This window comes from Arthrobacter koreensis, assembly GCF_035792275.1.
Taxonomy (GTDB): Bacteria; Actinomycetota; Actinomycetes; order Actinomycetales; family Micrococcaceae; genus Arthrobacter_B; species Arthrobacter_B koreensis_A.
The window spans coordinates 39,189-62,080 of sequence record NZ_JAMWKK010000003.1 but is presented as its reverse complement, the minus strand read 5'-3'; the positions used below and the strand labels follow the sequence as shown (position 1 = coordinate 62,080).

The 22,892-nt window shown below is 65.9% G+C and carries 26 protein-coding genes; 20 read left to right on the top strand and 6 right to left on the bottom strand.

Annotated elements, in window-relative coordinates; translation table 11 throughout:
* Positions 1-83: 83 nt before the first annotated feature.
* The gene (locus tag NGB94_RS03790; RefSeq protein ID WP_325789211.1) at positions 84-383 is read right to left on the bottom strand and encodes an FmdB family zinc ribbon protein; all 300 of its coding nucleotides are present in this window, start codon (positions 381-383) and stop codon (positions 84-86) included.
* A gap of 90 nt (positions 384-473) precedes the next feature.
* Positions 474-1,079, bottom strand: a complete 606-nt coding sequence (locus NGB94_RS03785; protein ID WP_325789209.1) for a 5-formyltetrahydrofolate cyclo-ligase — start codon at positions 1,077-1,079, stop codon at positions 474-476.
* Positions 1,080-1,147: 68 nt separating this feature from the next.
* Between NGB94_RS03785 and galU the strand changes: the two genes are divergently transcribed.
* The 11 genes from galU (at position 1,148) to NGB94_RS03730 (ending at position 11,506) form a co-directional block, all read left to right on the top strand.
* Positions 1,148-2,050, top strand: coding sequence for a UTP--glucose-1-phosphate uridylyltransferase GalU (gene galU, locus NGB94_RS03780; RefSeq protein WP_325789208.1), 903 nt, complete (start codon positions 1,148-1,150; stop codon positions 2,048-2,050).
* A gap of 4 nt (positions 2,051-2,054) precedes the next feature.
* Entirely contained in the window at positions 2,055-2,672 is a 618-nt protein-coding gene (locus tag NGB94_RS03775; RefSeq protein ID WP_325789206.1) for a GNAT family protein, read from the top strand.
* Positions 2,673-2,767: 95 nt separating this feature from the next.
* On the top strand, positions 2,768-3,718 hold the full coding sequence (locus tag NGB94_RS03770) for a hypothetical protein (RefSeq protein ID WP_325789204.1): 951 nt from the start codon (positions 2,768-2,770) through the stop codon (positions 3,716-3,718).
* Between the two features lie 9 nt (positions 3,719-3,727).
* Positions 3,728-4,999 carry a phosphotransferase gene (locus NGB94_RS03765; RefSeq protein ID WP_325789203.1) on the top strand — a complete coding sequence of 424 codons (1,272 nt, stop codon included), beginning with the start codon at positions 3,728-3,730 and terminating at the stop codon, positions 4,997-4,999.
* Between the two features lie 70 nt (positions 5,000-5,069).
* Positions 5,070-5,993 (top strand): N-acetylglucosamine kinase, encoded by a 924-nt coding sequence (locus tag NGB94_RS03760; protein WP_325789202.1) that lies wholly within the window; start codon positions 5,070-5,072, stop codon positions 5,991-5,993.
* Positions 5,990-6,451 carry an NUDIX hydrolase gene (locus NGB94_RS03755; protein ID WP_325789201.1) on the top strand — a complete coding sequence of 154 codons (462 nt, stop codon included), beginning with the start codon at positions 5,990-5,992 and terminating at the stop codon, positions 6,449-6,451. The genes NGB94_RS03760 and NGB94_RS03755 overlap by 4 nt, the downstream gene beginning before the upstream one ends.
* A gap of 127 nt (positions 6,452-6,578) precedes the next feature.
* Positions 6,579-7,748, top strand: a complete 1,170-nt coding sequence (locus tag NGB94_RS03750; RefSeq protein ID WP_418910602.1) for an ABC transporter ATP-binding protein — start codon at positions 6,579-6,581, stop codon at positions 7,746-7,748.
* Positions 7,749-7,750: 2 nt separating this feature from the next.
* A complete protein-coding gene (locus NGB94_RS03745; RefSeq protein WP_325789200.1) occupies positions 7,751-8,443 on the top strand; it encodes an ABC transporter permease in 693 nt (230 codons plus the stop codon).
* A complete protein-coding gene (locus tag NGB94_RS03740; protein WP_418910601.1) occupies positions 8,443-9,192 on the top strand; it encodes an ABC transporter permease in 750 nt (249 codons plus the stop codon). Before NGB94_RS03745 ends, NGB94_RS03740 begins: the two co-directional genes overlap by 1 nt.
* Positions 9,189-10,157 carry an ABC transporter substrate-binding protein gene (locus NGB94_RS03735; RefSeq protein WP_325789199.1) on the top strand — a complete coding sequence of 323 codons (969 nt, stop codon included), beginning with the start codon at positions 9,189-9,191 and terminating at the stop codon, positions 10,155-10,157. The genes NGB94_RS03740 and NGB94_RS03735 overlap by 4 nt, the downstream gene beginning before the upstream one ends.
* A 131-nt stretch (positions 10,158-10,288) precedes the next feature.
* The gene (locus tag NGB94_RS03730; RefSeq protein ID WP_325789198.1) at positions 10,289-11,506 is read left to right on the top strand and encodes a pyridoxal phosphate-dependent aminotransferase; all 1,218 of its coding nucleotides are present in this window, start codon (positions 10,289-10,291) and stop codon (positions 11,504-11,506) included.
* A gap of 39 nt (positions 11,507-11,545) precedes the next feature.
* Here NGB94_RS03730 and NGB94_RS03725 read toward each other — a convergent pair whose 3' ends face one another.
* Positions 11,546-11,770, bottom strand: a complete 225-nt coding sequence (locus tag NGB94_RS03725; RefSeq protein WP_325789197.1) for an exodeoxyribonuclease VII small subunit — start codon at positions 11,768-11,770, stop codon at positions 11,546-11,548.
* 27 nt (positions 11,771-11,797) lie between these two features.
* Positions 11,798-13,069, bottom strand: coding sequence for an exodeoxyribonuclease VII large subunit (xseA, locus tag NGB94_RS03720; RefSeq protein ID WP_325789196.1), 1,272 nt, complete (start codon positions 13,067-13,069; stop codon positions 11,798-11,800).
* 186 nt (positions 13,070-13,255) lie between these two features.
* On the opposite strand from xseA, the gene NGB94_RS03715 reads away from it, so the two are divergent.
* The 3 genes from NGB94_RS03715 to ychF all read left to right on the top strand — a co-directional run bounded on the left by NGB94_RS03715 (position 13,256) and on the right by ychF (position 16,363).
* Positions 13,256-14,080, top strand: a complete 825-nt coding sequence (locus NGB94_RS03715; RefSeq protein WP_325789194.1) for a hypothetical protein — start codon at positions 13,256-13,258, stop codon at positions 14,078-14,080.
* A 58-nt stretch (positions 14,081-14,138) separates the two neighbouring features.
* Positions 14,139-15,212 carry a 4-hydroxy-3-methylbut-2-enyl diphosphate reductase gene (locus tag NGB94_RS03710; protein ID WP_325789192.1) on the top strand — a complete coding sequence of 358 codons (1,074 nt, stop codon included), beginning with the start codon at positions 14,139-14,141 and terminating at the stop codon, positions 15,210-15,212.
* Positions 15,213-15,277: 65 nt separating this feature from the next.
* Complete coding sequence (ychF, locus tag NGB94_RS03705) at positions 15,278-16,363, top strand: redox-regulated ATPase YchF (protein ID WP_325789191.1); 1,086 nt, start codon at positions 15,278-15,280, stop codon at positions 16,361-16,363.
* 94 nt (positions 16,364-16,457) lie between these two features.
* Here the strand turns inward: ychF and NGB94_RS03700 are convergent, their stop codons facing one another.
* A complete protein-coding gene (locus NGB94_RS03700; RefSeq protein ID WP_325789189.1) occupies positions 16,458-17,102 on the bottom strand; it encodes an NAD(P)-dependent oxidoreductase in 645 nt (214 codons plus the stop codon).
* A gap of 121 nt (positions 17,103-17,223) precedes the next feature.
* Between NGB94_RS03700 and NGB94_RS03695 the strand changes: the two genes are divergently transcribed.
* From NGB94_RS03695 to NGB94_RS03675, 5 genes are all read left to right on the top strand, one after another.
* The gene (locus tag NGB94_RS03695; protein WP_325789188.1) at positions 17,224-17,661 is read left to right on the top strand and encodes a VOC family protein; all 438 of its coding nucleotides are present in this window, start codon (positions 17,224-17,226) and stop codon (positions 17,659-17,661) included.
* A gap of 238 nt (positions 17,662-17,899) precedes the next feature.
* Complete coding sequence (locus tag NGB94_RS03690) at positions 17,900-18,253, top strand: DUF1801 domain-containing protein (RefSeq protein WP_325789186.1); 354 nt, start codon at positions 17,900-17,902, stop codon at positions 18,251-18,253.
* 171 nt (positions 18,254-18,424) lie between these two features.
* Entirely contained in the window at positions 18,425-18,982 is a 558-nt protein-coding gene (locus tag NGB94_RS03685) for a dihydrofolate reductase family protein (RefSeq protein ID WP_325789184.1), read from the top strand.
* Positions 18,983-19,175: 193 nt separating this feature from the next.
* Positions 19,176-20,462: a hypothetical protein gene (locus tag NGB94_RS03680; protein WP_325789183.1), complete on the top strand. Its 1,287-nt coding sequence runs from the start codon at positions 19,176-19,178 to the stop codon at positions 20,460-20,462.
* 14 nt (positions 20,463-20,476) lie between these two features.
* Positions 20,477-21,208, top strand: coding sequence for a hypothetical protein (locus tag NGB94_RS03675; protein ID WP_325789181.1), 732 nt, complete (start codon positions 20,477-20,479; stop codon positions 21,206-21,208).
* Here NGB94_RS03675 and NGB94_RS03670 read toward each other — a convergent pair.
* A complete protein-coding gene (locus NGB94_RS03670; protein WP_325789179.1) occupies positions 21,205-21,774 on the bottom strand; it encodes a TetR/AcrR family transcriptional regulator in 570 nt (189 codons plus the stop codon). The two genes, NGB94_RS03675 and NGB94_RS03670, sit on opposite strands and share 4 nt — an antisense overlap.
* Positions 21,775-21,864: 90 nt before the next feature.
* Between NGB94_RS03670 and NGB94_RS03665 the strand changes: the two genes are divergently transcribed.
* Positions 21,865-22,884, top strand: coding sequence for a hypothetical protein (locus NGB94_RS03665; protein WP_325789177.1), 1,020 nt, complete (start codon positions 21,865-21,867; stop codon positions 22,882-22,884).
* The last annotated feature ends 8 nt before the right edge of the window (positions 22,885-22,892 follow it).

Genomic DNA, 22,892 nt, shown 5'->3' with positions numbered 1-22,892 from the left:
AGCCCGGGGCGCCCTTAGGTTTCAGGACCGCACAGTTTCAGCACTGCGTGGTTTCAGGACCGCACAGCGGAACCCCGAACGAGCTAGCCGGCGGCCGGAGCCGAAGCCGCAGAGGCCGGCGCGGAGGAAGCAGCCGGTGCAGCCTTGGCCGCAGATTCCTTGGCGGGAGCGTCCTTTGAGGGGGCAGCCGGAACGGTCGAAGCAGCGTCGCGGGAGTCGGTGCGGTAGAAACCGGAGCCCTTGAAAACCACGCCTACGCTGTTGAACTTCTTGCGCAGGCTGCCGCCGCACTCGGGGCAGACGGTGAGGCTGTCATCGGTGAAGGACTGCTGGATATCGAACGCGTGGCCGCAATCCTTGCAGGCATAGGCATACGTGGGCACTCTTACTCCTCCTGAAGGGCGAAAGGAAGGCCTCAGCAGTGTCGTCATCCGCCGAAGATCGGCTGGATTGGCACTCTGTGGCCTAGAGTGCTAAGTATACACCTCCGGGCTGGTCACCGGCGTATAACCGGCCGGGCACAGTACGCCGTCCACCGGAACATCCAGGGCATCAGCGGGAAGAGTCCCGGCGGGAACGAACTCATGGTCATGCACCAGTGCCACCACCGGGGCAGTACCCCCGGCGGCACGGAACCGGGTAAGGAACCTGTCGTAGTAGCCGCCGCCCTTGCCCATCCTCGTGCCGTCCCGGGCGACCGCAAGGGCCGGAATAAGCAGCAGGTCCAGCCCCATGATCTCCGGGAGGTCCCAGCGCGGACCGGCGGGTTCCGGGATCCCGGGAAAGAGTCCGGGAACCAGCCGGACTCCCGGAGTCCACGGACACCAGGAAAGCCGGTGGGCAGGTTCACAGACGGGCACCACGACAGTGTGGCCGGCTGCGGACAGCGCAGCGAGGAGACCCGAGGTATCCGGTTCCTTTCCGGCCGAGAGGTAACAGCTGACCATCGACCCCGGTTTCAAACCGCTCAGCAGCGGTAAGGCGGCGGCGGCGAGCTGTTCGGCTGACTCCCTGCCGTCCATTGCGCGCCGCTGCTGCTTGAACCTGGTCCGCACCTCTTCTTTTGTTATGCCGGTCATGCACCCATTGTGCCCGCAGCGGCGGTGCATTTGGCGCGCCGTGCGTTCACTTAGGTACTCTTACCGTCATGACCTCACGCCCAAAGATCACCAAAGCCGTAATTCCCGCCGCCGGTCTGGGTACGCGCTTCCTTCCGGCCACCAAGGCCATGCCGAAGGAAATGCTTCCGGTGGTGGACAAGCCGGCCATCCAGTACGTCGTTGAAGAAGCGGTTAATGCGGGCATGCCCGACATTCTGATGATCACCGGCCGCAACAAGCGTTCCCTTGAGGACCACTTCGACCGGGTGCCCTTCATCGAGCAGACGCTGAAGGACAAGGGCGACGACGAAAAGCTTGCCCTGGTCCGTGAGTCCTCTGAACTGGGCGAAATCCACTACCTGCGCCAGGGCGACCCGAAGGGGCTCGGCCACGCAGTCCTCCGCGCCAAGCTGCACATTGGTGACGACCCCTTCGCCGTCCTGCTCGGTGACGACCTCATCGACGCCAGGGACCCGCTGCTGGAAACAATGGTCGAAGTCCAGGCGAAGACGGGCGGCTCCGTCGTCGCCCTGATCGAAGTTGAGCCGGACCAGATCAGCGCCTACGGCTGCGCGGATATCTCCGTCATCGAGGGCGAAGACTACGTACGCGTCAACAAGCTCGTTGAAAAGCCCGACGCCGCTGACGCGCCGTCAAACCTCGCGGTCATTGGCCGCTACGTCCTCCACCCGTCCGTTTTCGGCGTGCTCGAGGAAACCGGACCCGGCCGCGGCGGGGAAATCCAGCTCACCGATGCCCTGCAGACCCTGGCAGGCACCGAGGGCGAGGGCGGCGGCGTTTACGGCGTCGTCTTCCGTGGCCGCCGCTACGACACCGGCGACAAGCTGAGCTACCTCAAGGCCGTTGTCACCCTTGCCTCCGAGCGCGAAGACCTCGGCCCGGACCTGCGCGCCTGGCTGAAGGACTTCAACAGCTCCGACGAAGGCTAGCTAAATGCTGGGGTCGGCGATTTGGCCGGTGACGCTTGAAAGCGGCGACCTCATCCTCCGGCCGATCCGCTACCGTGACCGCACCGAATGGAATTCGGTGCGGTCACGGAACGCCCGGTGGATCGGGCCGTGGGAAGCCACCAACCCGCTGCCCGGAACAGTTCTTCCGTCCTATACCGGGATGGTCCGGAGCCTCAACCAGCAGGCCCGCCAGGACACCGCCCTGCCTTTCGTCATCACGGAGCGCCAGGGCGGAGTGCGCAGCAACCCGGCGATTGTCGGCCAGCTGACCGTCTCGTCCATCATCTGGGGTTCGGCCCGGATGGCGACCCTGGGGTACTGGGTCGACGAGGCGCGGGCCGGCCGCGGCATCGCGCCGACCTCCGTTGCCCTTGCCACCGACCACTGCTTCAAGGTCCTGGGCCTGCACCGGATGGAGATCAACATCCGCCCGGAAAACCGGCCCAGCCTGCGGGTAGTCCAGAAACTTGGATTCCGGGAAGAAGGACTCCGGCGCCGCTACCTGCACATTGCGGGGGAGTGGGCGGACCATCTCAGCTTCGCCCTTACGGCGGAAGAAGTGCCGGAAGGACTGCTTTCCAGGCTGGCATCTTCGCGCTGACTTCGGGTTATGACGCACTTCTTTTCTCCGGAAGTGATTCGACACACCCCTGCCAATGCCGCAACCGGTGGGGGTTTTCTCATACGGTCGTAGTTGTGGACTTCCCTCTTAACAGCTCCCTGGTCCTGGCGGCAGCCGTCGGGCTCTGGCTGCTCTGGGTTGCCCCGCAGTACCTGCATGGAAAGCAGGTGCCTGCCCCGTCCCAGGGACGTGCCGGCACCTCCGTCCGCGCAGCCAGCAGTGCCGCCATCGAACCGGACCCAAGTTCTCAGGGGAACACCATGCACAACACCAGCACCGGCGTCCAGCACACGCCGCACCTGAAAGGGAGCACCGCAGCAGGCGGTGCGACTGCAGGGCAGGCTGTTCCGGCATCTGCCCCCGGTCCCCTGAACATCCGCTACGGACGGCTCACGCTGGCTGTCCTGGGGCTGCTCTTCGCCGTTGCCATCCCGGCCGGAGGCGCGGCGGCCCTCTTTGGTGCTGTGTCCTGGTGGATCCCCGCCGGGGCAGCTCTGGGAACGGGCGCCGCCGTCGTGTCGCTGCGCGGCCTGGCGGTCCGTGACCAGCGGGAACGCCGCACCCGCCGCGCCGCTGCCGCTGCCCGGCAGAAACCGGAACCGCAGGCACCGGTACGCAGCAACCCCAAGGCGGACACCGTTTTCGACGCCGCCGGTGACGACGCGGCCCGCAGGGCAGAACTGCCGGCAGCGGCGGAACCTGCCCGTCCCGCCGCTCCGGAGCCCAAGCCCGTTCCGCGTCTTACCGCGTCGGAGCTGCGTGCGGCGGCCCTCGCCGAAGCAGCGAAGAGCGCCGAAGCTTCGTCATGGCAGCCGGTTGCCGTGCCCAAACCGACCTACGTGGACGCCCCGATGGCACCGCGTCCTGCACCCGCTCCGCTCGCTGTGCCTGCCTCGCCCAAGCCCGTCCTGAAGACGCCGATCCGGCCCATCGCCGCTCCGGCTCCCGGCAGCACGGCCATCGAACCGCGCCCCGCAACCGGCATCCTGAACCTGGACGACGTACTCCAGCGCCGCCGGGCCTAGCCTCCCCACATGTCTCCGAGGCCACGCGGCCGGAGAGCGGACGGCGACCGCGCGGCTTCGGCCAGCAGCCTGCACCCTGTTCCCGCACGTGAGCTGCTGGAAGGGTCCGGAATGGCTGTTCCCCTGGCCGAGCTGCTCACACCCGGCCGTCTGGTCCTGGACATCTGGACCCACGAGCGCACCTTTGACCGGCCCGGTGCCGGGGCCACCGCCCTGTACCGCATCACCGCTGTCGATCCCTCCGGTGCGGGGATCAGCCTCTACGCGGGCGCGACGACGTCGCCCGCTGCGGCGGAAGGACCGGTGCTTCGGACCTCTCTGTCCGGGGTCCGGCTTTTCCTCTGGCTGCACCCCCATGATCCGATGCTCCGCGACCTGGCATGGGCACTCTCACCGGCCGAAGTTGCCCGGGAGGTTTTCGGGTCAATTCAGGGCGGCCCAGCGGTGCTGGAGATGTCCGGGTACCGGCCTCTGCGGCGCGCTGTCGTGCATGCGGTGCACGGTGCGGAGCAGGCCTATATCAAGGTGGTGCTGCCCGGCCACGTGGACGGACTGCGTGCCCGCCATGAGCTGCTCGCGGACTCCGCTGTCCCGGCGCCGGAGCTGCTGCCCGGCGCGGAAGGCCGCAGCGCCGTCGTTCTCTCCGCCCTGCCCGGTGCCCCGCTGCTTCATACCCTGGCGGCCGGATCCGGACGCATCACGCCGGCGGACCTTACCGCCGTCCTGGATGCCCTGCCCGAACCGGCCCTGTCCCTGCGCAGACGGCCCGCCTGGGCTGAGCGTGCGAAGGCGTACGGCCTGGCCGCCGCGGGTGTCCTTCCGGGGGAGGAGCGGCGGATCCGGGACCTCGCCGGCGGAATCGAAGCCCTGGTGAAGGCACTGGACGCGGGGCCCGTAGTGCCGGTGCATGGAGACTTCTACGAAGGAAACCTGCGCTGGGACGGCGGCAGGATTACCGGTGTCCTGGACGTGGACGGGCTGGGGCCCGGGCACCGTGTCGATGACCTTGCCTGCTTTCTGGGCCATCTCGCAGTCTTGGCCAGGCTTTCCCCGCAATCGGCGCTCCCGGACCGGCTGGCAGAATTCCAGCCCGGATTCGAGGCGGCCGCTGTGCAGGCGGGCAGCTCCGCCGCGGCCCTGAACGCGCGCGCGGCAGGCGTCGCCCTCAGCCTTGTTTCCGGAGCCCGGGCAGGGCGGCTGGACCGGCAGGCAAACGCTGCGCTCCGGCTGTCTGCAGCTGATGCGCTCCTGGACCGTGCCCGGCAGGGCGCGGACGCCTGATCCGCGCGGCCGGGATGCCAAATGTGCTCACAATATCCGGTGGAGCTTCTCCTCTGCGTAGGCTAAAGGAATGCAATCGAGCACCAGCGCATCCAGCCCCGGACAAACTACCCCCATCACAGCCATCGGCCTCGACATCGGCGGCAGCAAAACACACGGAATCCGGCTCGAGGGGCAGGTGGTGGCAGCAGAAGCCGTCAGCGGAAGCGCCAATGTGCAGAACGTTTCGCGTGAACAGGCGCGGCACAACCTCGCCGAGATTTTCGCTGCGCTGGGCACCAGCGGCGTCACCCGGGTGATCGCGGGTTCCGGGGGAGTGGACACTGCTGACGACGCCGCCGCGCTGGGGGAACTGATCCTCGAACAGGTGCCGGGGGCAGACGTGACCGTCGTGCATGACACCCGGCTGATCCTCGCGGCTGGCGAAGCCCCGGACGGCATCGGCCTGATCGCCGGGACCGGCTCCGTGGCCTGGGGCATGACACCAGGCGGTGAGCAGGCCCGGTCGGGCGGCTGGGGCTACCTGCTCGGCGACGAAGGAAGCGCCTACTGGATCGGCCGTGAAGCGGTGCGCCACACCCTGCGCCTGCACGACCTCGGCCAGCAGCCCGACCGGCTGGCCGCCGAACTGCTGCTCGCAGTGGGCGTTGAGGAACCCGATGCGCTGATCGCCCGGTTCCACGCCGGCACCGGGCGGCGCTACTGGGCGTCCATGGCGCGGGTGGTCTTTGATGCGGCGCAGGAAGGGCATGCGCCTAGCCGCAGCATCATCGCTACGGCAGCGAGGGACCTGGCGTCACTGGTGGCCGACGTCGCGGCCCGGCTGGGCATCAGCGGCCCGGTGGTGGTGGGCGGCGGCATCGGAGTACACCAGCCGCTGCTCCAGGAACTGCTCCTGGCCGGGCTCTCTGCCCGGGGACTGGGCGACATCCGGTTCCTGAGCCAGGACCCGGTCTTCGGCGTGCGTTACCTGCTGCAGGGCGAGGCGGCATGAGCGAGCGGGCCTTTGACGTCCGGGTGGGCGCCTACGCCGTGGTGGTCCGGGACGGGCAGATCCTGCTGGCGCACTGGAACCAGCACGGCAATTCGGCCTGGACCCTCCCCGGCGGAGGACTTGAGTACGCGGAGGACGCCCCGACAGCCGCCGTACGGGAGGTCCGCGAAGAAACCGGGTTCTCGGTGGAGCTTGAGGACCTGCTGGGGGTGGACAGCCATTTTGTGCCGGCTGAACGGCGGATGCGGGGCGAGGGCAGGATGCTCCACGCGCTGCGGGTGATTTACCGGGCCAGGATTATCTCCGGCAGCCTGGTCAGCGAAACTGCGGGAAGCACCGATGAAGCGGCGTGGTTCCCGCTGGAGGAAGTAGCCGGGCTTGAACGGGTGGGGCTGGTGGACGCAGCTCTGAAACTGCTGGCCGCGGCGCCCGAAAGCGGCACGGCGCCCCTACGCTAGGCGCGTAACCCGTGCATCCGCTGGACGCCGGGGCCCGGAAGCACATAGCTTAATTCCACGGCTTGTCAGCATACTGCCGTTTATTCACCCGTATGCGAGCCCGTCGCACCCAACCACGGAGGCAGCCATGTCGATTCCGGACGCCGCAGCAGCCCGGCCGGATTCCCCCGAGCCCATGATCCGCTTCCGCAACGTCACCAAGTCCTACCCGGACTCGGAGACGGCAGCCGTGGACAACCTCTCCCTGGACATCGCAAAGGGAGCCATCACCGTTTTTGTGGGTCCCTCGGGCTGCGGCAAGACAACATCGCTGCGGATGATCAACCGGATGGTGGAACCGACGTCGGGCACCATCCACGTCGACGGGAAAGACGCTTCACAGATCGCGCCGTCGGCCCTGCGCCGGTCGATGGGCTACGTCATGCAGTCCTCGGGACTGCTCCCGCACCGTTCCGTGCTGGACAACATCGCCACCGTGCCCCGCCTGAACGGCGTGCCGCGAAAGCAGGCCCGGGCGCGGGCAGCGGAACTGCTCGACGTCGTTGGCCTGGAATCGGCGATGGGCAAGCGCTATCCCGCCCAGCTTTCCGGCGGGCAGCAGCAGCGCGTTGGTGTTGCCCGTGCCCTGGCCGCGGATCCTCCCGTACTGCTGATGGACGAGCCGTTCAGCGCCGTCGACCCCGTGGTGCGCAGCGAACTGCAGCAGGAACTGCTGCGCCTGCAGCGCGACCTCGCCAAGACCATCGTTTTCGTCACCCATGACATCGACGAAGCGACCGTCCTCGGAGACAAGGTGGCAGTCTTCGCCGTGGGCGGCAGGCTGGCCCAGTTCGACAGCCCCGAAGGCATCCTGCGCGCACCGGTCGATGACTTCGTCGCAGGTTTCGTGGGACGCGACCGCGGGTTCCGCCACCTTGGATTCCAGCCCGGCGCGGGTGTTCCCGTGCATCCCGTGGAGACCCTGGACCCGGCCGCGCTGGCCGATCCCGCAGTCCCCGTGCGCGGCGGCTGGGCGCTGGCCGTTGACGAGGCAGGACGCCCGCTGGGCTGGGTACCGGCCTCCAGCCGGGAGAGCGTGAGGACCCCTGCCGAGCTGGTGCCCGGCGGGTCCCTGCACCGCCGCGGCGAGAGCCTGCGCAGCGCACTCGACGCGGCGCTGTCGTCGCCCTCAGGCCTGGGCGTGGTGGTGGACGACGCCGGTGCGTCCGTGGGCATTGTGCGTGCCGGTGAAATCTTCGAACTGATTGAAGCTGCCCGGCTGCGCCGCGGCAAGGCCCTGCACGGCTCGGCGGTCTGAACATGGACTGGTTCTGGGCCAACACGGAGATGATCTCCCGGCTCACCGCGCTGCACCTCTTCCAGGCCGTGGTGCCGCTGGTGCTTGGCCTGCTGATCGCCGTGCCGCTGGCCCAGTTCGCCCGGTTGCACCGCTTCGCCGGGGGAGCGATCCTGGGCTCCTCCGCGATCCTGTACACAATCCCGTCCCTGGCGCTTTTTGTCCTGCTGCCGGTGATCCTGGGTACCAGGGTCCTGGACATCACCAACGTGGTGGTGGCCCTGACCATCTACGCGGTGGCACTGCTGGTCCGCTCCACCGTCGATGCGCTGAACTCCGTGGACGACGACATCCGCCAGGCTGCCACGGCCATGGGCTACCGTCCGCTGCGCCGGTTCTTCGCCGTCGACCTCCCGCTCTCCCTGCCCGTCCTCTTCGCCGGACTCCGGGTGATCTCGGTGTCCAACATGTCCCTGGTGAGCGTGGGGGCACTGCTGGGCATCGACAGCCTGGGCAGGCTCTTCATGGACGGTCTGTACCGGAATTTCCCCACGGAAATCGTGATCGGCATAGTCCTGATCCTGCTCCTGGCCCTCGTGCTGGACCTGGTCCTGGTGCTGGCTCAGCGGCTGCTGACACCGTGGAGCCGGGCCGTGAAGCGCGGCGGACCGAAGCTGCCGCTGAACACCGTTGAAGCGCGGACGGCGGCAGGCTGATGGATTACTCTTCCGACAACGTCCTGGTCCAGATGTATGAGTGGCTGACTGCCGAGAGCTCCTGGACGGGCATCGGCAGCATTCCGCAGCGGATCGTGGAGCACCTTGGCTACACCGCGCTCGCCGTGGGAATCGCCGCCCTGATCGCTGTGCCGCTGGGCCTGTACATCGGGCACACCGGCCGCGGCCGCGTCGTCGTTGTTTCCGGTGCCGGCATCCTGCGCGCCCTGCCCACGCTGGGGCTGGTGTTCCTGTTTGTCCTGCTGGCCGGAATTGGCCTGATGCCGCCCATCTGGGCCCTGGTGCTGCTCGCGATCCCGCCCCTGCTGGCAGGTGTTTACGCCGGCATCTCCTCCGTGGACCGCACCATCGTGGACGCAGCGCGGGCCATGGGCATGAGCGAACTCCAGATCCTGTTCCGGGTTGAACTGCCCAATGGCTTCAAGGTTGTCTTTGGAGGTGTCCGCGCCGCTGTGCTGCAGGTTCTGGCCACCGTCTCGGTCGTGGCTTTCATATCCCTGGGCGGGCTGGGCGTGTACCTGATCGAGGGAACGCAGCTGCGTGATAACGGGCGCCTCTTCGGAGGCGCGCTGCTCATCGCGCTGCTCGCCCTCGCCGTTGATTTGGTGCTGGCGGCCGTCCAGCGCCTCGCACTTTCGCCGGGCCTGCGCAGCAGATCCCGGAAACCGGCCACCCACCGCCGCCGGCAGCCTTCCCCTGCCGGCCTCGCAGAAGGAACAACAGCATGAGAACACTTACCCGTCCGGGCACCCGGAAAACGCTCACCGGCGCTGCAGGGCTGACCACGGTCCTGATGCTCGCCGCCTGCGGCGCGAACTCCGATCCGCAGAGCGTCGAGTCATCCTCCGCGCCCACCGGCGTCGAGGATTCCGCCACGCTGGTGGTGGGATCGGCCGATTTCCCCGAATCCCAGATCATCGCCGAGATTTACGCCGGTGCGCTGAACGCCGAGGGTATCCAGGCCAGCACGCAGCCCGGAATCGGGTCCCGTGAAATCTACTACCGTGCCCTCGAAGACGGCTCGGTCCAGGTCATTCCGGACTACAGCGGAAACCTGCTCCTGTTCGCGGACACCGAGGCCACGGCGCAGTCTGCGGAAGAGATCATGGACGCGCTTCCGGATGCGTTGAAGGAAGAGTCGCCGGACATGAACATTGCTGTCCTGGAACCGGCCGAGGCTGAGAGCAAGGACGCCCTGGTGGTCACGCAGGCCACCGCGGAGAAGTACAGCCTGACTTCCCTGGAGGACCTCGCCAAGGTCTGCGGCGAGATCACCATTGCGGCTCCCACCACCTTCCAGGAACGGGCCTACGGACTGCCCGGGCTGAAGGACAAGTACGGCTGCGAACCGGCCGGTTTCGAAGCGATCAACGACGGCGGCGGCGAAGCAACGCTGCAGGCACTCCTGACGGACAAGGTGCAGGCCGCGGACATCTACACCACCACCCCGTCCATCGAGGAGAATTCCCTGGTGGTGCTCGAGGATCCGAAGAACAACTTCATTGCCCAGCAGGTAGTGCCGCTGGTGAACATGGATGCCGTCTCGCAGGAAGCACAGGATGTGCTGAACAGCATCTCCGCCGTGCTGACTACCGAAGACCTGATTGCTCTTAACCAGGCTGTCTCCGGTGACCAGAAGCAGGACCCGAAGGACGCCGCCAAGGCATGGCTGGAGGAAAAGGGCCTGGCCTAATTCCCGGGTCTGGTTCCCGCGCTTCCATCGAGAGGCCAGTTACGGCTCCAATCGCCCGCGAAAGGAGCCGTAACTGCCCTCTCGGCGTAGTGGTTGGGGAGCGAAGCAACCTCTTGTGGCATTCTGTGTAGATGCCAGAATTTACCCAGTCGCACAAGCTTCACAACGTTCTCTATGACATCCGCGGGCCGCTCCTTGAGCATGCCCAGCGCATGGAGGCGGCGGGACAGCGGATCCTGAAGCTGAACATCGGCAATCCGGCCCCGTTCGGGTTCGAGGCACCCGAAGCGATCCTGGTGGACATGATCCGCCACCTGCCCACCGCGCAGGGGTACAGCGACTCCCGGGGTATCTTCTCGGCCCGTACTGCCGTGGTGCAGTACTACCAGGGCCGCGGGATCCAGAACATCGACGTCGACGACGTGTACCTGGGCAACGGCGTCAGCGAACTGATCACCATGTCCCTGCAGGCGCTGCTGGACGACGGCGACGAAATCCTGGTGCCCACCCCGGACTACCCGCTCTGGACGGCGTCGGTCTCGCTGGCCGGCGGCACCGCAGTGCACTACCTCTGCGATGAGGAGAACCACTGGTGGCCGGACGTCCAGGACATGGAAGAGCGCATCACTCCGCGCACCAAGGGCATTGTGCTCATCAACCCGAACAACCCCACGGGCGCTGTTTACCCGGAGCACGTGCTGCGCCGGATCGTGGACCTCGCCCGGAAGCACGGACTGATCATCTTTGCCGATGAGATCTACGAAAAGATCCTGTACGACGGCGCCGTGCACATCAACGCTGCGTCCCTCACCGGGGATGATGTTCTTTGCCTGACCTTCAGCGGACTGTCCAAGGCCTACCGGATCGCCGGATTCCGCAGCGGCTGGATGACGATTTCCGGTCCGAAGCGTGAAGCCGCGGACTACATCGAGGGCATCAACCTGCTGGCCAACATGCGCCTGTGCGCCAACGTTCCCGCGCAGCACGCGATCCAGACCGCGCTTGGCGGCTACCAGAGCATCAACGACCTGATCCTGCCCGGCGGACGGCTGAAGGCGCAGCGCGACCTGGCTCACAAGATGCTCAATGACATTCCGGGTGTCAGCGTCGAGAACGCGGAGGGCGCGCTGTACCTGTTCCCGAAGCTGGACCCCGAGGCCTATCCCATTGAGTCGGATGAGATGTTCGCGCTGGACCTGCTCAAGCAGCAGAAGATCCTGGTCTCGCACGGCACGGCGTTCAACTGGATCCGGCCCGACCACTTCCGGATGGTGACGCTGCCGGCGCTCGAAGACATCGAAGACGCCATTTCGCGGCTCGCCGAATTCCTGAGTACCTACAAGCCGTAGCCGATGCCGCTGCCCCTGCCGCCTGTGGCAGGGGCACGGTTAGGCTTCGCGTGCGGCGCGGGCGGCCTCAAGGCGCTCCCGGGCGCCTTCAAGCCAGGATTCGCACCGGGTAGCCAGCGCTTCGCCGCGTTCCCAGAGGGAGAGGGATTCCTCGAGGCTGGCTCCGCCGGCCTCCAGCCGGGTGACCACGGCTACGAGTTCGTCGCGGGCCTGCTCATAGCTCATGGCTTCGATGTCTGCAGGCAGGGCTGCTGCTTCATTCATGCTGTTCTCCTCAGTTGGGAAGTCGGTTTAGCGGTGACCGGTTGCCACGGCGCCAAGCTCACCGGCGGCCACGCGGATGCGGAGCCGGGCATCGGTTTCCACCTCGGCGGCGTCGCGGACCACGGAGCCGTCGGCGAGCTGCACGACGGCGTAGCCCCGGTCCAGGGTCTTCTGCGGCGAAAGCGCGCGCACCTGGGCACGCAGGTAGCTGATCCTGTCTGCATCGCGCCGGACTTCGGACCGCATGGCCGAAAACGCGCGGTCCCGCAGGCGGGTGATGTCCTCGGCCCGGGAAGCCAGCATGGTTTCCGGGGCGGAGAGGACCGGACGGGTGCGGATATGCGCCAGCCGGTCCGTTTCACGGCTGAGCATCAGTTCCATGATCCGGCGCAGCTGCGAGCGTGCCGTGCCGATCCGCGCGAGTTCTTCGCCGACGTCGGGCACAATCCGTTTCGCCGCATCCGTGGGGGTGGAGGCACGCAGGTCCGCGACCTCGTCCAGGAGCGGCCGGTCCGCCTCATGTCCAATGGCGCTGACCACCGGGGTCTGAGCTGCAGCGACGGCCCGGATCAGGTCTTCGTGGCTGAACGGCAGCAGGTCCTCCAGCGAACCGCCGCCGCGGGCAATCACAATTACGTCTACTTCGGGCATCGCGTCCAAGGCCGCCAGGGCGCGCGTGACTTCGCCGACGGCGTTTACGCCCTGAACGGCGACTTCCCGGACCTCGAAGGCAACAGCCGGCCAGCGCAGTGCCGCGTTGCGCATCACGTCCTTCATGGCGTCGGAGTTCCGGCCCGTAATGAGGCCGATCCGGCCGGGAAGCAGCGGCAGCCGCTGCTTCCGTGACGCAGCGAAGAGGCCCTCGGCCGCGAGGGCCTGGCGAAGGCGCTCAATCCTGGCCAGCAGGTCTCCCAGCCCGACGGGCCGGATGTCCCGTGTCTGCATGGAGAGGCGTCCGGTCTTGACGTAGAAGTCCGGCTTGATCAGTGCCACCACCCGGGCCCCGCGCTCCAGCGGCAGTTCCAGGCGGTTCATGACCGTGCTCCAGACCGTCAGGGAGAGCGAAACCTCGGCATCGACGTCGCGCAGGGTAATGAACGAGGCGTTGGAACGGCGGTTCAGTTCAATGACCTGGCCCTCAACCCACGCGGCGGGCGCGCGGTCGATGTAGGCCTTCAGGTTCTTGGACAGCAGGGCCAGCGGCCAGGGATTCTCGGGCGAAGTCAGGGCAGCCGTGGGCGCGAGAGTGTTTCCGGCATCCGTCTGGCCCGGCTGCTGTGCTCCTGCGTCATTCTGCATGTTACGAACTCCTGTTGGTCCCGCGGCAGGCCGGTCCTTTGCGGTGCCGGTCCTAAGGTTATTGTCTATCAGGTGCCTGGGACACATCGTGTCCGACGCCGGGGGACGTGGACAGCGGCTGCCGGGCAGGCCGAAATGAAACTAGTGCCGGACAGCCCGGCTCCGCGGAAAACGATTTGGGGAACTATGCGAACTTTCGGTTCGGCAGTCCTGGTCCTGATAGCGCTGCTGCTTACCGGGGCCGCAGTGAGCAGCGCGTGGCTGGCGCAGAATGCCGTGTCGGCACAGGGGTTCGCGCAGCTTGCCCAGCCGCTGGGCGAGGACGAATCTTTCCAGGCAGAACTCTCCTCAGCAGTCGCCTCGCAGGCCAGCACCGCGGTCACTGACGGTCTGCCGGAGGGACTCGCTTCCCTGGTTGCGCCCGTTGTGGAACGGGTGGTCTCCGGATTCCAGGAAGCACCGGGCTACCCCGAAGCCTGGACCCAGACCCTGGCGCGCTCACATGCGGCAACCTTCGATTCAGGCACTCCAACCCTTGACCTGGGGCCGCTCCTCAATCTGGTCAGTGCCCAGGTTTCCGGTGAACTCGGAACGGAGCCCGCCGACGCGGGGGAGCGGCTGCTCACAGTCTCGGGGCAGGACCGCAGCGGAGAACTTGAAAACGTGGTGCGGCTCGCGGACTCCTGGCCGCTGTTCGCTGCCGCTGCCGCACTGGCTGCCCTGCTTGGCCTGCTCATTGCCCGACGCCGTTCCACTACGTTCGCGCTCATTGGTGCCGGAGCCGCCGTGGTCGCCGGTGTCCTGTGGCTGGCTTCCGGTGCCGCTGGGCGGATTGTGGAGGGACAGACACCGGCTAATCCGGTGGCCTCGACGTTCATCGACGGCCTGATTCCGCTGGCGCAGTCCAGCTTCCAGTCCTGGCTGCTGGTGCTGCTCATTGCCGGAGCCGTGGCCTTTGTCCTGGGGCTGGTGTTCCGCCTGGTGGCCGGATCCCGCCGGGCAGTGCGCTGACAGCGGACTAACGCACCGCGGAATCGGGGCGCGGCAGACCACCGGCTAGCATGGAGTCATGACCAGCACAGCCGTTTCCGTGCCGATGCCCACCGTGCCACGCCGCCGCCGCAGCCCTGAAGAGGTCGCTGCCGCCGCGCCGGTATCCGGAGCGCGCCGGGTCCTGCTTGCCGCCCCGCGCGGCTACTGCGCCGGCGTCGACCGTGCCGTGATCGCCGTCGAAAAGGCGCTGGAACACTACGGTCCGCCCGTCTACGTGCGCAAGCAGATCGTCCACAACCTGCACGTTGTCAGCACGCTGGAAGAGCGCGGCGCCATCTTCGTCGACGAGACGGACGAGGTGCCCGAAGGTTCCCTGCTGATCTTCTCTGCCCACGGTGTCTCTCCCGCCGTCGTGCAGTCTGCCGAAGACCGCGGCCTGCGCACCATCGACGCCACCTGCCCGCTGGTCACCAAGGTCCACCGGGAGGCAGTGCGCTTCGCCCGCGACGACTTCGACATCCTGCTGATCGGTCACGAGGGGCACGAAGAAGTTGAAGGCACCTACGGGGAAGCGCCGGACCACATGCAGATCGTCAACGGGCCCGAAGACGTGGACAAGGTCCAGGTCCGGGATCCGGACAAGGTCATCTGGCTCTCCCAGACGACGCTGTCCGTTGACGAGACCATGACCACGGTGAAGCTGCTGCGGGAGAAGTTCCCGAACCTGCAGGATCCGCCCAGCGACGACATTTGCTACGCGACCTCCAACCGCCAGGCCGCGATCAAGAAGATCTCTCCGGACGCTGACCTGGTGATTGTGGTCGGCTCGGCGAACTCCTCGAACTCGGTCCGGCTGGTCGAGGTGGCCCTCGAATACGGTGCCAAGGCCTCCTACCGCGTGGACTTCGCCAACCAGGTGGACGAGTCCTGGTTCGAAGGCGTTTCCACCGTGGGCGTCACCTCCGGTGCCTCGGTTCCGGAGAACCTGGTCCAGGACGTGCTGAACCTGCTGGCCGAATACGGCTACGGGGATGTCGAGGAAGTCGTTACGGCTGAAGAAGACATCATCTTCTCCCTGCCCAAGGAAATCCGCGCCACGCTCAAGGCCATGGGAGACTCCTCCCGGGGACTCGGCGGCCGCCGCTCCTAACCCGTTTCCGGACGGCGCTGTGCCCGGTTCGGCTCTGGCGGGCTGCCCCGGTAAGATTTACTAACGTGGCTCTTACTATTGGCATCGTCGGCCTGCCCAACGTCGGCAAATCAACCCTGTTCAATGCGCTGACCCGCAACAACGTGCTGGCGGCGAACTATCCGTTCGCTACGATCGAGCCGAATGTCGGCGTCGTCTCCCTGCCGGATCCGCGGCTTGCCAAGCTTGCCGAGATCTTCGGATCAGCGCGCATCCTGCCCGCAACCGTGTCCTTCGTGGACATTGCCGGCATTGTGAAGGGCGCCTCCGAAGGCGAAGGCCTGGGCAACCAGTTCCTGGCTAACATCCGCGAGGCCGAAGCCATCGCCCAGGTTATCCGCGTCTTTGACGACCCCGATGTGGTGCACGTGGACGGCAAAGTCGATCCGCGCTCGGACATGGAGACCATCAACACCGAACTGATCCTCGCGGACCTCCAGACCCTGGAGAAGGCCATTCCGCGCGTGGAGAAGGAAGTGAAGATCAAGAAGCGCGACGCCGCTCAGCTGGCTGCCATGCAGGCCGCCCAGGCTGTGCTGGAGCGCGGTGACACGATCTTCTCCTCCATTGAGAAGGACAAGCTGGACATGGACCAGCTGCGTGAGCTGAGCTTGCTCACCGCCAAGCCGTTCATCTACGTCTTCAACGTTGACGACGCCGTCCTGGGCAACCCGGACCGTCAGGCCGAGCTGCGCGAACTTGTGGCTCCGGCGGATGCCATCTTCCTCGACGCCAAGCTCGAAGCCGACCTGGTGGAGCTGGACGAAGAAGAAGCCCGCGAGATGCTTGAGATGAGCGGCCAGGACGAGTCCGGTCTGGACAAGCTGGCCCGCGTCGGCTTCCACACCCTGGGCCTGCAGACCTACCTGACGGCCGGTCCCAAGGAAACCCGTGCATGGACCATCCACCGCGGCGACACCGCGCCCCAGGCCGCCGGCGTCATCCACACCGATTTCCAGCGCGGCTTCATCAAGGCCGAAGTTGTCTCCTTCGAGGACCTCGTTGAGGCCGGTTCAATGGCCGAAGCCAAGGCCCACGGCAAGGTCCGGATTGAAGGCAAGGACTACGTTATGGCCGACGGCGATGTGGTGGAGTTCCGCTTCAACGTCTAGTTCGGGGCGATTGCTCGAGAGAGGCCCGGGATGCTGAGCGCATCCCGGGCCTCTCCTGTGTGGGGAGGGCTGTGCCTGCTGACCGATCGTGCTGTCAGTGCCCGACAGTGAACCGCTGACGCGGGTGTGCGTGGTTCTCGATCTCGTCGACAAAGGCGAGGGCGAAGTCAGTACCCGAGATCTCCGAGGAACCGTCGTCTTTGGTCACCAGGACGTCGCCGCCGGTCCGGTAGGAACCGGTGGTCTCTCCCGGTGCGAAGGCGCCGAAGAGCGCTGCGGGGCTGACATAGAACCAGTCGAGGTCCTCCGGTGCCTGCCGCAGCGCTTCGAGTACCTCGGAATGGGACAGGGCTTCGGGTTTCCAGTCCTCGTGGAAGTCAGGGGTGTCAACCAGCCGCGGACCGCCCTCGGCGACCAGCGAGGAGCCTGCGCCCCCAACGAAGGCAAGACGCGCACCGTTGGTGCGCGCGGCATCGATCAGCGCCGGGACATACGCAGAGAGCGGTGAGCCATCGACGTCGGCTCCATGGACAGCCACAACAAGGACATCGGCGTCGGCGGCAGCTGCGGTGACCACTTCCGGCGAAGCCAGCGATCCGGTGCGGTATTCGACTCCGGGCAGCGGCTGCTCCGGAGGCCTGCGGGAATAAGAGGTGACCTCGTGGCCGCGTGCAGCGGCCTCACGTGCGATGTTGCTTCCCGCATAGCCGGTTCCGCCAAAGATCACTACACGTGTCATTATCTGGTCTTCCTTCGCTGTGACGCCGGCGTTCGCCAGCGAAGACACAACCCACGTGCGGGGCGGTGTATTCCCTGCGGGGCCTTCCAGGTAAACACACCAGCTGGCTAGCATCGAGCGCATGAGCATTCGGTTGGAGAATGTCGGTATCGCCGTCCGATACCTTGAGCGCGCCGTCGCCTTCTTCACCGACCTTGGCCTCATAACTACCGGGCGCGGCACTGTGCAGGGGGAGTGGGCGGACACCGCCGTCGGGCTCGACGGTAATCATGTGAAGATCGCGGTGCTGCAGACCCCGGACGGGCACGGGCAAGTGGAGCTCTTCGAATACCTTCACCCTGCAGCGATCGAACGGGGCATTACCGCGCCGAATGAGATTGGGATGCACCGTGTGGCGTTCTCAGTTGATGACCTCGACGCCGCCCTGATGATCGCCGCGAACCATGGCTGTTACCCGCTGCGCGGGATAGCGGGTTACCAGGACCTTTACCGGCTCGCCTACGTCCGCGGCCCCAGCGGAATAATCGTGATGCTCGCCCAGAAGCTGAACACAGACTAAAACGCACCAGTCCGCGGCTGCCGGGTCCAAACGCCGCCGGGCCCGCGGCCCTTCAACCCGGCCCCGGAAAGAGTTACCCTGATGCCGGTGGCATCGCCACCGTTTGCGCTTCCACGTGAAGACCACGTGAATCATCGCGGAGAGGCCTGCCTTCCAGGACACGTCCGGATGGGGTGCGGCGCACTGATGCGCCACCTTCATTGCCGATGCGCGGCATCGGCCGGCGAAAGGACGCAACATGTCATCGAAGGACGAGAAGAACCTGGCCCAGGTACAGGCCAAGATCACGGGCATGGATGAGCCGCAGCGCGGACTCATGCAGCAGGTGCATGACGTCATCATGGACGCGGCCCCGGGCCTCAAGCCACGCATCTGGTACGGCATGCCAGCGTACGCGCTGGCTGCGGGCGCACCGGCGCTGCTAACCCTGCGCAACGATGAACGCTTGAACCTGGCGGTCACGGAGAAGGCGCGGTTCCGGCCAGCGGGAGGACCGGACGGGACCCTTATGCCGGCTGCGTGGTATTTCGAAACCATTGACGACGAGACGGAGAAACGCATCGCCGAGATCGTCCGCTCGGTTCTGGACTAGGAACCATTTCTGAACTAAGACTCCGTTCTCGACTAAGGCGAGTATCGCCCTCCGTCGCCGTATGGTTCAGAATGCCGGCGGCGGCGGAGGGCCACCGGTCTTTCACGCGACTGGAAGTGCCAATTCCGCAAACGGATTGCACACGGGACCGGGCCGCCGGAGAATCGCTCCATGGGCTCCCTCACTTTCAGCTACAACGTCACCCTGGACGGCTGTGTAGACCACCTCGAAGGGATCGCCGACGACGAGACCCACACGCACTACACCCGGCTCTTGGATGAGAACGGTGCAATGCTGTGGGGGCGCACCACCTACGAGCTGATGGAGAGCTACTGGCCTCTCGTCGCCCGCGGAGAAGTCGAGGCGCCGCCGGCGATCCGCGAGTGGGCGCTGACGCTTGAGGACAAACCCAAGTATGTAGCCTCGGCAACGCGCAGTGATTTCCCGTGGAACAACAGCCACCTGCTCGAAGGCGACCTGGGCGCAGCAGTGCAGGAGCTCAAAGACAAGACTCCCGACGGAATCTTGCTCGGCAGCGGCAAACTCGCCTCGGTGCTGGACCAGCTGGACCTCATTGATGATTACAGGTTTCTGGTGCACCCCATGATCACGGGGCATGGTCCCACCTTGTACGGAGGCCTTCTCGACAGCGCCCGCCGTCTGGAGCTTGTTAACGCCGAGCCGATGAGCAACGGGGCGATCTCCGTGCACTACCGGCGGGCTGACTGAATTCCTGGAACTGAAGCAACGCCTGTTTTGCAGATTTAGCACGACGACGACGATGATGCCTGAGCGCGCCGCCCCCTGGTGTCAGAAGCAGCGATTACAGTCACAGTAAGGGGGTGCGCGGGATATGGAAGGCGGACCCGAATGGCATTTTCAGCGCATCTCTCAGTGAGATAGAAGTAGCGAGGAGCAAGCAATGACCGGTTTCGAGGCCGTCACGGTGGAAGCGGAGCTGGTCGGGGAGGACGCCGAACGCGACATCGCGAAAGCTGTCAGCGCCAGACACTCGATAGCGCGCAAGTATGTAATGAGGATTCGGCGTCGACATCCGGAGGCTTCTCCTGCTCAGGTGATTCAGATGCTGGAACGCCATTACGCCACCTCGATTACGACCGCAGGGGCGCTCATGACAGCCGGGGCTATTGCGGCTGACATTGGCATTGCCCTGATTCCCGGCGTCGGCGCTGCTGCTGCCGGAGTAAAGAGCGCTGGCCAGCAGGCGGCGAAGAAGGGCGGCAAAGAAGCTGCCAAGCTAGCCGCTAAACAGGCAGCCAAAATGGCTGCCAAGGGTGGGGCAACCCGAGCTGCGGCTCTCCTCCCCGCAGGAGACGAACAGCTGCAGTTTGAACTCACCGCGATTTTCGCACTTGGACTGGCGGAGATCCATGGAATGAAACTCGACCAGGACCAAGCCCACACGCTCGTGTACGGGCTGTCCAATGAGCGGGTGAGTCAGCAGCAGATTGCTGCGATGGCGACGGATCTGGCCGAAGACAGGCCGGCCGGCGTAGTGGGAGTCGGAAACCGGATCGCGGCCGGACGTGCGGATTGGTCACATTGGGCCACGACTCTGTCGGACGCCCTGCCAGGCGGCGCAGCGCAGAGCCTTGTGCGGACCATGCAGACGGGACAGCTGGACACAGTGCGGGAGACCCTTAGCGGCAAGCAGCAGGCGACAGTGGAATATGGCGTCGGTGCCCTCGCCGGTGGTGTTGCACGATTTGTGTTTGGTCGTGAAGTTGTAGAAGCGGCCCGGTCAGCGTTTCCGGAGGCACCAGGAGAGTTCCCCGCGCACCTTGCCGTCCTTGACCGGTCCAGTGTCGGCTCGACCGAGGATGCCGACGATTCCAACCGGGCGCTCGCAGCGCTGGAAGATGCCGCAAGATCAACGGGACACTGGTTGACCGACACGGCAGGTTCGGTCGGGGGAGCAATTAGCAGCGGCGCGGCAGCGGTCGGAACTGGCGCAGTGAATGTTGCAGGGACGGTGACCCGGCCGTTCAGAAGTGTGGACATCGACGGTGACGGCATTCCGGATGAGCCGCCGGCGCTCACGAAAGTCAAGGATGTTACTGGCGCCGTTGCGGGCAAAGCAGGGTCAGTTGGCGGAAGCGTTGCCGGGCTGTTCAAATCGAAGAGAAAAAACCTGACCGGTCAGGCCGACGAAGGTAATGCGGACAGCGGAGCATCTGAGAGGGAGTGAGCTCGGCCGGCAGCATGAGCATCTACTCGTTCCACCTCGCACACCTGCCGCCGCTCACAGCCATGGCAGCGTTGCTTCGCCCGCCCAGAGCGCAGGGCCTGGCTCACTCCGAGGTGTTCGCCGGCATGGAACTGGGCGCGCCAATCGTCTCAACCCGCAGGATGCAGCTCAAACGCACCGCAGTGTTCGCGGAGTGGGACAACGAGCAGTCCCTGATCGCCTTCCTGGCGGAAAATCCGCTGGGAAAGAAGCTGGATAGAGGCTGGCACGTCAGAATGCAGTTCCTTCGACGCTGGGGCGAAGTCTCTGAGCTCTCTGGGCTGCCGGAATCGACAGAACCGGCCAACCCGCACGAGCCGGTCGTGGCTGTAACCCTCGCCCGGCTGCGCCTTCCGGAACTGCCGCGCTTCATCCATTGGGGGAAGCCGGTGGAAAGCCAGATTCGGGACCACCCCGAAGCCACCCTTGCCCTGGCAGGCATCCGGCTGCCGCGCACCGTTTCAACGTTCTCGGTCTGGACCAGTACCAGAGCGATGACCGGCATGGTGTCCGGAAGGGACAGCGGGGAGGCAGCCCGCCGCCACGCCGCGGCAATGGTCGAACGTGAACGCCGGGACTTCCACCATGAATTCACCACGCTGCGCTTTCGCCCGTTGTCAGAGCACGGAACCTGGGAGGGTCGATCCCGCTACATCCCGCTGGCCAACGGACAGGCAGATCCGCGAAGCAGCAGTTCAGGCGGCTAGCTTCCGCCCAGGCTCCAGAGCAGATAGGCCTCAGCCAGCTGTTCCGGCACTCCGGGAGCGGCACCGCGGATAGGTGAGACCTGAGGGCGGGTGATGGTCGCGACGGCCACGATCACGTCCAGCGCCGTGAGGTCCTTCCGGACAGCACGATGCCGGTTGAGTTCCGCAAGCATGCTGTTGAGGGCATCCACAGCAGGCTGCTGCACCTGTGCCAGGGGAGTGGAGTCCAGATCCCGGGCGGAGCCGGCCTGGAGGGCAAGCCCATCAGTCAACGCCCCCAGTTTCATTGACATGAGTCTGGACAGCAGGTCCTTCCAGGCGCCGGACGGGTCGGTGTCCAGGGCCGACCCAGCCTCGTCAACGGCACCCGTGATCTGCTCCACTGTGTCCTGGACGACGGCCCGGACCAGGTCCTCGCGTGACGGGAAGTTGCGGTACAAGGTGGCAATGCCCACGCCACTTGCAGCTGCAACGGCTTCGAGCGCCACGTCGCCGCCACGCTCGGCGAAGACGTGCTTGGCGTGCTCAATGATGTTCTGCCTTCGGCGTACGGCGTCTGCCCTCATTCGTACTCCTTCGATTTGACCTCCAGTCTAAACCGGAGGAATATCTTCCGGTAGAAGTGGAGGAAATCCCTCCGTAAAGAAGGATTAAGCATGACCGCCAAAACCTCGGAAACGGGTTCTCACCGCAGGCACGCAGCGATCTGGGCGGGCCTTACCGTCGGACTTTCGGTGATCCTCCTGGCCCTGCTCATGCTCTTCATTTCGCCCTCCCTGCTCTCCGGTCCGCGGGACCTCGGGCTGGGCGTGGTTGGACCAGAGCAGCAGGCGGAATCGATCGCCGAAACTCTTGAGGAGCAGTCTCCGGGAGCGTTCGTAGTCCATCCCTACGAAAGTGCCGCCGCGCTGGAGCAGGGAATCCGGGACCGGGACATTGTGGGAGGATTCGATTTCTCGGCACCGGACATGACGGTCTACGTAGCAAGTGCAGGATCAACTGCGGTATCCGGAACCATCAGCAACGTGGGGGCCACCATGGCCGGAAGCATGGGACAGACTGCCGAGATTGTTGATGTAGTCCCGCTGCCCTCCGGCGATCCAACCGGCGTTGGCATTGGCGGACTTGCCTTCCCGCTGGTATTCGGGGGGATCGTGCCGGCCGTGGCATTCCGTTCCATGCTCTCCGGCAAACGCTGGTGGATCTTCGCAGGCCTCACCGGCTTCTCAGTCGCGGGCGGATTCGTTGTCGCGGCCGTCCTTAAATACCTCTTTGGCAGTATCGAAGGCCCTCTGGTCCCGGTGGCCGCCAGCGTCACCCTCGGCATCGCAGCACTGGCACTGCCGCTGGCGGGCCTCAACGAGTGCTTCGGCACCAAGGGCTTCACTGTTGCCGCCATGTCCATGATGTTTGTGGGCAACCCGTTTGCCGGTATTGCCACCAGCGCCCAGTGGCTTCCTGCCGGCGTCGCACTGGTTGGCCAGCTGCTCCCGCCGGGGGCCGCAGGCACGCTGGTCCGCTCCGTGGCCTATTTCGACGGCGTCGGCGGCGCAGGCGCTGCCCTGACCTTGGGTGTGTGGGTACTTGCAGGGATCGCCCTGTGGTTCGCGGGTCCGCGGATCAAGGAGGCGAGGGCCGGGAAGGCTCCGCTTCCCCAGCCGGCGGCGGCGGGCTAGGGCCGTCG